Raw genomic sequence first — 9711 nt, 5'->3', positions numbered from 1 at the left:
AAGCATTATTTAAATTTAAGGCTTTCCTAAACGCACGTAGAGCGGATTTTTTTAATATTGGTTAATTTATAATTCTAATTCTGAAACATATAAGAATTGATTTAACGTGCGTTTAATATAGCATAAATTTAAAAAGCACTTGGGTGGGCAGCCAGAGTAACAGTCAAAGCTAAAGAATAAAAAAATCATTCATAAATAACAAATAGAATTAAAAAATTTAAGGGGTGGGAGTTAAAATTATTTCCAAAACTTTATTTTAATCCCACCCTTTTAGATTTTAAAGCTTTATTTTTTATATTAGTTTAATTAAATCTTTTGAGCCTTCACTTTAAAAATTGCACCCGCCCAAAGTGTGATTTAAATTTAAGGCTTTCCTACACGCACGCAGATCGGATTTTTTAATATTGATTAATTTATAATTCTAATTCTGCAACATATAAGAATCGATTTAACGTGCGTTAAATAATATTTTAAATTTAAAAACCGCTTGGGTGGGCAGACAGAGTAACAGTAAAAGCTAAAGAATAAAAATAATTTATAAGTAACATATCAACGCATTAAAATTTAAAGGGTGGGAGTTAGAATAAATTTTTTAACTTTACTTTAATCCCCGCCCTTTTAGATTTAAAAGCTTTATTTTTTTAATATGTTTTAATTAAATCTATAAAGCCTATTATTTTTTAGTACACCCACCCAAAGCGTTATTTAAATTTAAGGCTTTCCTAAACGCACGCAGAGCTGATTTTTTTATATAAATTAATTTAAAATTCTGATTTATCTTAAATATAAGAATCGATTAAACGTGCGTTGAAAAGTATTATAAATAAGAAATAATCTTTAATTATACTTTTTATAGAATTAAATTAATCTTCAGTTAAATCCACTTCAGTGCTTGAGATTTTTTGAAGTATTTCATCATAAGTCATTTTAGCTAAAGAACTATCGCTTCCGCATGCTATATATAATGCATCAAACCTTTGCATACTTTTATCCACTAATACATCAATACTTTTGTCTATACCAAAAGGACATACTCCTCCGAAAGTAAATCCTGTTAAATTATATGTGTCTTCAGCATTAGCAAAACTAGTTTTACATCCGAAATATGCTCTCATTTTTTTGGAAGATATTTTTTTGTCTCCTGAAGCTATAATCATAGCAAAATTTTTTTTGGCTGGCTTTACTAGTATAGATTTAGCTACCTGTCCTTTTTCTATATTAAGAGTTTTAGCAGCATTATCAACAGTCTTTGTAAGACCTGCCTCTTCAAATTCCTGATAATCTATATTGAGTTCTTTTAAAGCATTGAGTACTTTTTCATTCATCATAATTTCACCTATAATCAAAGATTTAAAGGGGCATATTCATTTTTTTTGACATATTCTATCAAGCTTAAAATACGCTCTTTACAGCCTCCGCATCCTGTAGAAGCCTGAGTTTTTGCTACAACCTCATCAAGAGAAGTAAGTTTATTATCAGCTATAGCTTTGTAAGTATCTCTGTATGAAACATTTTTGCAGTAGCATAGAGTTTTATCATAATTAATTGAAGTTTGATTTTTTAGATATTCTACATCGTATTCCATCAGGCACCCCCGTTTTAATTTTTCATAATATATAAATATTATAAAAGCCAAATATGTAAAAAACATTTTTAATAAATAATTCTTTTTACTTTACATAATATATTATAACATAGCTGTAATTTAATTTAAAGTATTAATTGTATGATTATATAAAAAGTGCTGACAAATATCTGTAAAAATATCTGCCAGCCCAATTTATTTTTAGTTATAATCTATTATTTTTGTATTCTTACTACAGGCTTAATCAAATCAGCAGGTTTTTCACCCATGATTTTAACAGCTTCAGGAAGCTGATCCCAGCCTTCATATACATGAGTAATTAAATGACGAACATTTAATCTTCCAGAAGCAACTAAAGAACCTAATTTTTCAGCTCTCAATCTTCCTCCTGGCATAAGACCGCCGAATATAGCTTTGTGTCCCATACCAACACCCCATTCAAGTCTAGGTATTAATACATTATCGCCTTCACCAAGATAGTTAACATTTCCGATTTTACCGCCAGCTTTTAGTGATTTAACTGCTTCAGAGAAAGTTTCAACACCGCCTCCAGCAATGATAACTTTATCAACACCTTTTCCATTAGTCATTTTTAATACTTGTTCATCTATAGGTCCATTTTTATAACTGATAAACTCATTAGCCCCATAAATTTTAGCAACTTCCACACATTTAGGTCTAGTACCAACAGCAATAATTCTAGAAGCCCCTCTTAAAGCAGCCCCAGCAACCCCCATAAGTCCAACAGGTCCAATACCTATAACTAAAACAGTATCTCCATATTGTATATCAGCTAGTTCAGCACCATGAAAACCAGTAGGAACCATGTCAGAAATCATACAAGCATCTATAGGATCCATTCCTTCAGGAAGTAAAGCCAAATTACCGTCAGCATCATTAACATGGAAATATTCAGAAAATACTCCGTCTTTTACATTAGAGAATTTCCAGCCATTAAGCATACCGCCAGAGTGCATAGAATATCCAGCCTGAGCCTCTACAGTACTCCAATCTGGAGTAATAGCAGTAACTAATACTCTATCGCCTTTTTTAAAATCTTTTACCAAAGCTCCTACTTCATGTATTTCTCCGCAAACTTCATGACCTAAAATCATGTCTTTTCTGTCACCTATAGCACCTGCGATAGTATGTATATCAGAAGTACATATTGCCACAGCTAAAGGTTTTACAATGGCGTCAAGAGGTCCGCAAGCTGGTATCTCTTTTTCAACCCAACCTGTTTCGCCTATCTTTTTCATAGCAAATCCTTTCATTTTACACTCCTTTTTATTGTATTATTTTTTACTTTTATAGTATACAACTTTTACTAAAAAAGTCAAAGATATAACTTTATTAGTTAAACTTCTATCAATTTTATACCATATTTATCATATAAAGTTTCATATTTATTATTAATATTTTTATCATCATATATTGAACTTCCGCAATTCATCATTACATTAATTTTTTTTGTAATATTTTTATCTCCTGAATACATAATGCAAATCTGTTTGACAGTTTCATAAAGGCCTAAATCTTTAGCTTCTCCGCATATATATATTTTCTTATAATTTTTCAAATCATATACCCAAGCCATATCAAAGAATCTAGTTTCAGAGGTTACTATTTCTGGTTTAATAGCTCCGTACATCTCAGTAAATCGTTCTGTACCTTTCATTATCTTATTAATATTTATTTCTTTAGCCCTTTCAAAAAATAAGAGCATATTATTAAGCTGTTTTTCTATAAGCCAGCCGTCTGTACCATAGAGACAATGATAAGGCCATATTATTAGATTTTTCATATTCTCTTTTTTGAGTTTTTTTACATACGATGTCTGTTCTTTTTTATATAATGGTATAATTTCATTAGAATTAATTTTTTCTAATGTTATTTTAGTAAAAGGCTCTATTTCTTCTCCATTAGGTTTTCGCCACATATAAGGGTGAAATATTGAATCATAATGATGTGTGTCCATTGCTGTATAAATAGAGTATATATCTTCCAGATTTTCATAAATAAACCGTATTATCCTTTTAACATCTTTGACTGCTCCTTTTACAGGCAAAGCTCCTTTTTTTGGGTCTACAAAATCTCTCTGAACATTTACAATTACAAGTCCTATGCCGTTACTTTTATTTTCATTGCTTCTTGAATAATGACCTGCCAAAGAAAGTATATCTTTTTGATTGATAGGATTAGTTTCTTTTCCTATATGCTTTTCACTTATTATTTTATTGTATATATCTTTCATAAATAAATGACCTTAACACTAATATTATGTATACTTAAATACTCTTAAAATAATAACCAAATAAAAGTGCATTAATAATATATTTTATTATTAAGTATTATGTATTTATGAATTATTTTCTAATTTTTTTTAAATTTTTCAATATATTATATTTTTCAATTTTTTATTTAAGTGTCATTTTTTGTCATAGTTATTTATTAAAATATTAAATATAAATGATTAATATCAAAAACTTGATTTTATAAAATATATAAGATAATATTAATAAATACGGGGGTAATAATTATGAGTAATAATAATATTGACGATATACTTGATGAATTGAAAGATAAATTTAATGAATTCGGCAAATCAAATAGAGATGCATATTATAACTTTATGGGCTATGTAGATGATATAGAAGATATAGCATATACTATAGCAGATAAGCTCAACTCAATAGCAGATGATATAGAAGATATTAATTATAACTTTTTCTATAGGCCTTATGAGTATAACAGTGAAAGAGAAAACAGATATAATCAAAAAACATCAGAAGAAAATAAATCATCAGAAAGTAATAATAGTCAGACTGCCAAAACAGAAGAAAATAATAAAGAAAATAAAACAGAAAAGAAAAATGTTGTAAAAATAGATTTAGAAAAATTAAAATCAAATGTAAATATTATAAAAGATAAATGCATACACAAAATAAAAGAAATAGAAGATATAAGCGAAAACTTTGACTATGCATCAAAGAAAAATTATAAAGATGTATGCCTTGATTTAATAAATACTTTAAATAAAGATTTTGATGTAAATAATATACAAAAAAGATGCAATGACTTTATAGATAATTTTAATAAACTTATAGGCTATATTAATAATTTATATAAAAGTGCTTTATATAGAAAAGAAAACAGGTCCTCTTTGTCTTTTATGCTTGAAGAAGATGATGATGATATTGATTTAATAGAAAATATAAAAATAGATGATATAAGAAAAATATAAAAAAATTGAATAAGTTCAAATATAGTGTATAATATATGCAATCATCAAAATATATGGAGTATAGAAATGGCTTTTTATGAGGAAATGTATTATAGCTTACCAGAAAATGAGAGAGAAACTTTTTTAAATTCATTACCAAGAGAAGAAAAAAATAATCTTCTATTTATAATAAATAGAAATAATGCTATGAAAAATGTAGACGAAGAACAAAAAGAATTTTTTAAAAATGTATATAATAACATACCAGATGACTCAAAAAATTCATTTTTGATGATATTTAATAATGTTTTGAAAAAAAATAAAATTGAACTTTTAAGAATATTTGCAAATATTAATAACTGTAAAATTAATTATTCATATAGTATGTCAAAAAATGATATAAAATACATAGTACCAGAAAGAGAAAATGATATTAATTTGATTATAAATAATATCAAAGGTTATGAAGCAGAATTTTACAGAATATTATATATTTTTATATCATCAGATATTATGGAAATTTTAAATTCATTTGGATATATCGATATAAGCAGGGAAGCCAATGATTTTTTAGGTAAATATGATTATAACTTTGATAATTACTATAAAACAAAAGAACTTAATGCTAAATTTTTAGAAGTTTTATTTAATATACCAGAGGACAAAAAAGAATTTTTTTTCAATCAATTTGAAAATACAGATGAATTGAGAGATGTATCATTTATAAAAATTTTACGATATATGCTTAATAAAGATAAAGAATTATTTTTATCAATATTTAGGAATAATGTTGATAATCAAAATATAAATTTGAATAATAACAGCGGTATGAGTTTTGCATGGCTTAATACTGAAAGCGGTATAAGTTTTATATTCCCAAATAATACAAGTATAATTAATACTTTATGGCTTAGCGGAAGCGGGTCAAATAATTTATTTTTAAAAGAGGCTAAAGATATAGAAGGTTTTTTTGTTAATAAAAGTGGTATGAACTCAGAAATTAGAAAATTTTTATCAAATGGAAATAACGGACTTCGTATGATGGTTCTTTTTGGAGGGCAGCTTATATCTATAATTGCAGCTTTATATAATCAATTAGAAAATATTGAAAAATTTGTATTGAGCAGAGTATTAGATATAATAATAAAATACGAAGTAAATAATATATTAGATTTATTTAAAAATGATATAAATATAGATTTTTTCAATCTATCAAAATTAGTTAATATAGATAAAATGTTTAACTATATTTCAATATTTTACAAAAATAAGGAAATATATAACAATATTAATTCAGATATTGATGATGAAATAGTAATAGAATATTCAAATAAATGCAAAGAAAAATTAAATGAAATATTAATTCTTATAGAAGATTTTGAATATGCGGCTAGAGAGGATTATAAGAAGTCATGTAAAGAAATAAATAATATTTTGATTTGTGGTATTAGTGATAAAAATAAATTCAATAAATTGATAGATTATATAAATAATCTATATAAAAATGTTTATTATAAAAAGAATAATAAATCATCTCTTGCTCTTATGATGGGAGATGACGACGATGATATAGACTATATTAAATATATTGATTAATAAAAATTAAGGAGTGTAATTTATGAAAGAAGAGAGAATTACTATCACTATTAATGAAGACGGAAGTCTTAATGTAAAAACAGATGGTATTAAAGGGGAGGCTTGTTTGGACGAGGTTAATGCCTTATTAGATGAACTTTCAAACATAAAAGAAATTAAAAAAACTGATGAATATAATCAGAGAGTTAATACTCAGGAACAAAGAATACAAAGAGGAGGAGTACAATGAGCTGTCTTGTAAAAACAACTACACCATTTATTAATGAAGAGATACTTTTAGAGGCTTTGAAAAACTGCGGTTATCAGTATGAGATACGAGGAAATAAAATATACATTCCTGCCTTGAATAAATATAGAAATACATATTTCAAATTAGTTAATGGAAAATATGTATTAAGCTATGATAGTTATAATAATGATGTATCTTCATTTCTTCAAAAATTGGAAGTGTCTTATAATAATGTTTATGAGAGAAAACTTCAGGAAGAGAAAGAAAGACTTGAAAGAGAAAGACTTGAGTTTATAGAATCACAGAAAAAGGCTATTATGGAAAAAGCAAAAGCAAAAGGCTACAGAGTAATGGAAGTAAAAAAAGACAATAAAATACAGCTTACTTTGGTTAGAGAGGTAAGATAAAAAAATATAATAGACTTGTTTCAAAAGTACTTGACAAATAATTTGATGAGTTTATTATTTTATGCTAAATTATATAATATTAATTATTATATAAATCATATGTTTTACATGTTGTGTAATTTATCGTTTTAATATGTAAATATTCAGTCTTTTTGCTTCTTTGGGTCACCACCGAGTAGGTGCCTAGGCGGCAAAAGAAGTGGGGGTGCGGCACGACTGTGTGCTTCGCAGGGCTAGTCCCCGCAAATATAAATAAAAATAGTTTTGAAACAAGTCTAATAATAAAAAAGGTAATAAAAATAATATATGCGTATAGCTCATATAAATGATAATTCCTCTATCTACGGATTTGCAAACAGTTTTGTGATATGGACTCAAGGATGCAGTCTTAGATGCAAGGGGTGTTGGAATTTTTCTATGCATAGTTTTGAGGGCGGTACTGAAATATCTATAGAAAATATAATACTTAAGATAAAAGAGGCATACTCCAAGTATGGTATTGATAATGTTACTATACTTGGGGGAGAGCCTTTGGATCAGCCTGATGCTGTTATTGAGCTTATGAGAAATATAAAAAAACTTGATATTGGTATTATACTATATACTGGGTATGAAAAATACGAAATTAAACCCTCTTACAAAAACGAAATATTTTCACTTGCAGATGTATTAATATCTGGAAGATACATAGAAGAGAAAAGAAATATTAATAATCATCTTTACGGCTCGGATAATCAGAGTATAGATTTTATTACAGATAGATATAAAAAAGAAGATATTATAAATGGCACTTATGTAGAAATAGATATTGATGAAAACGGAAGCATTAATATGTATGGATATCCTGATGATTTTTTTGATATTGTAAGATAAATAACGTTTTGGGCGGGTGCATTTTTGAAGTGAGTACTTAAAAGATTTAATCAAACTAATATAAAAAATAGAGCCTTAAAATCTAAAAGGGCGGGGATTAAAATAAAATTTTGAAAATCATTTTAACTCCCACCCTTTAAATTTTAATGCGTTGATATGTTACTTATAAATTATTTTTATTCTTTAGCTTGTACTGTTACTCTGGCTGCCCACCCAAGTGCTTTTTAAATTTATGATACTCTTCAACGCACGTATAACAAAATTTTATATATAAGATAAATCATAATTTTAACTTAATCAATATTAAAAAAATCCGCTCTACCTGCGTTTAGAAAAGCCTTAAATTTAAATCACACTTTGGGCGGATGACTTTTTGAAGTGAGGGCTCGAAAGATTTAATTAAACTAATATAAAAAATAAAGTTTTTAAATCTAAAAGGGCGGGGATTAAAATAAAATTTTGAAAATTATTTTAACTCTCACCCTCTAAATTTTTGAATGCTATTTGTTATTTATAAATGATTTTTAATTTTATAGTTTTGACTGTTACTCTGGCTGCCCACCCAAGTGCTTTTTAAATTTAAAATATTATTTAACGCACGGTTAACTTAACTCTTATAAGTAATGAAAATTAGAATTATAAATTAATCAATATTAAAAAAATCTGCTCTGCGTGCGTTTAGGAAAGCCTTAAATTTAAATAATGCTTTGGGCGGGTGCAATTTTTAAAGTGAAGGCTCAAAAGATTTAATTAAACTAATATAAAAAATAAAGCTTTAAAATCTAAAAGGGGGGATTAAAATAAAGTTTTAAAATTTATTCTAATTCCCACCCTTTAAATTTTTGAATGCTATTTGTTATTTATAAATGATTTTTAATTTTATAGTTTTGACTGTTACTCTGGCTGCCCACCCAAGCGGTTTTATAAATTTTATAATATTATTCAACGCACGGTTAACTTGGATTTTATAAGTAATGAAAATTAGAATTATAAATTAATCAATATTCTAAAAATACGCCCTGCGTGCGTTTAGGAAAGCCTTAAATTTAAATCACGCTTTGGGTGGGTGCACTTTTTGAAGTGAAGGCTTAAAAGATTTAATAAAACTAATATAAAAAATAAAGTTTTTAAATCTAAAAGGGCTGGATTAAAATAAAGTTTTAAAATTTATTCTAATTCCCACCCTCTAAATTTTTTAATGCTATTTGTTATTTATAAATTATTTTAATTTTTTAGCTTGTACTGTTATAGTGGCTTCCCCCAAGCGGTTTTTAAATTTATGATATATTCAACGCACGGTTAACTTGGCTTTTATAAGTAATAAAAATTAGAATTATAAATTAATCAATATTTAAAAAATCCGCTCTACGTGCGTTTAGGAAAGCCTTAAATTTAAATAATGCTTTGGGCGGGTGCACCTAAAATATAATAGGCTTATAGATTTAATCAAAACAAATTAAAAAACAAAGCTTTAAAATCTAAAAGGGTGGGATTAAAATAAAGTTTTGGAAATAATTTTAACTCCCACCCCTTAAATTTTTTAATTCTATTTGTTATTTATGAATGATTTTTTTATTCTTTAGCTTTTACTGTTACTCTGGCTGCCCACCCAAGCGTTATTTAAATTTATTGTTTGAAATGTATGGCTTGAAAAAATAATAAAATAAAATTATACTTAAAAGATTAATATTGTATATGGGGTGTAATTTTTATGGATAACAATTCAGTAACTTCCAATCCTCTTTATTATGAGAAACCATATAAACTTTTATTTAAATACGCAACACCTAGTATCATT

At 26.6% G+C, this 9711-nt stretch carries 9 protein-coding genes; 5 read left to right on the top strand and 4 right to left on the bottom strand.

Annotation, left to right across the window (positions count from 1 at the left end; genetic code table 11):
- Nucleotides 1-863 precede the first annotated feature (863 nt).
- The 4 genes from F811_RS0101260 to F811_RS0101245 all read right to left on the bottom strand — a co-directional run bounded on the left by F811_RS0101260 (nucleotide 864) and on the right by F811_RS0101245 (nucleotide 3839).
- The gene (locus F811_RS0101260; protein ID WP_020003493.1) at nucleotides 864-1325 is read right to left on the bottom strand and encodes a YbaK/EbsC family protein; all 462 of its coding nucleotides are present in this window, start codon (nucleotides 1323-1325) and stop codon (nucleotides 864-866) included.
- Nucleotides 1326-1342: 17 nt separating this feature from the next.
- Nucleotides 1343-1585: a (2Fe-2S)-binding protein gene (locus F811_RS0101255; protein WP_020003492.1), complete on the bottom strand. Its 243-nt coding sequence runs from the start codon at nucleotides 1583-1585 to the stop codon at nucleotides 1343-1345.
- 215 nt (nucleotides 1586-1800) lie between these two features.
- A complete protein-coding gene (locus tag F811_RS0101250; RefSeq protein WP_020003491.1) occupies nucleotides 1801-2859 on the bottom strand; it encodes an NAD(P)-dependent alcohol dehydrogenase in 1059 nt (352 codons plus the stop codon).
- 83 nt (nucleotides 2860-2942) lie between these two features.
- Nucleotides 2943-3839 (bottom strand): hypothetical protein, encoded by an 897-nt coding sequence (locus tag F811_RS0101245; protein WP_020003490.1) that lies wholly within the window; start codon nucleotides 3837-3839, stop codon nucleotides 2943-2945.
- Between the two features lie 285 nt (nucleotides 3840-4124).
- Here F811_RS0101245 and F811_RS0101240 point away from each other — a divergent pair, with 285 nt between their 5' ends.
- The 5 genes from F811_RS0101240 (at nucleotide 4125) to F811_RS0101220 (ending at nucleotide 7913) form a co-directional block, all read left to right on the top strand.
- The gene (locus F811_RS0101240) at nucleotides 4125-4829 is read left to right on the top strand and encodes a hypothetical protein (protein ID WP_020003489.1); all 705 of its coding nucleotides are present in this window, start codon (nucleotides 4125-4127) and stop codon (nucleotides 4827-4829) included.
- Between the two features lie 66 nt (nucleotides 4830-4895).
- Entirely contained in the window at nucleotides 4896-6404 is a 1509-nt protein-coding gene (locus F811_RS0101235) for a hypothetical protein (protein ID WP_020003488.1), read from the top strand.
- A 22-nt stretch (nucleotides 6405-6426) separates the two neighbouring features.
- Complete coding sequence (locus F811_RS0101230; protein ID WP_020003487.1) at nucleotides 6427-6633, top strand: DUF2997 domain-containing protein; 207 nt, start codon at nucleotides 6427-6429, stop codon at nucleotides 6631-6633.
- Nucleotides 6630-7040, top strand: coding sequence for a hypothetical protein (locus tag F811_RS0101225; RefSeq protein WP_020003486.1), 411 nt, complete (start codon nucleotides 6630-6632; stop codon nucleotides 7038-7040). The genes F811_RS0101230 and F811_RS0101225 overlap by 4 nt, the downstream gene beginning before the upstream one ends.
- 306 nt (nucleotides 7041-7346) lie before the next feature.
- On the top strand, nucleotides 7347-7913 hold the full coding sequence (locus F811_RS0101220; RefSeq protein WP_083921302.1) for a 4Fe-4S single cluster domain-containing protein: 567 nt from the start codon (nucleotides 7347-7349) through the stop codon (nucleotides 7911-7913).
- The last annotated feature ends 1798 nt before the right edge of the window (nucleotides 7914-9711 follow it).

Source organism: Brachyspira innocens ATCC 29796 (genome assembly GCF_000384655.1).
Classification (GTDB): domain Bacteria; phylum Spirochaetota; class Brachyspiria; order Brachyspirales; family Brachyspiraceae; genus Brachyspira; species Brachyspira innocens.
This window is presented reverse-complemented; position numbering and strand designations above follow the sequence as displayed.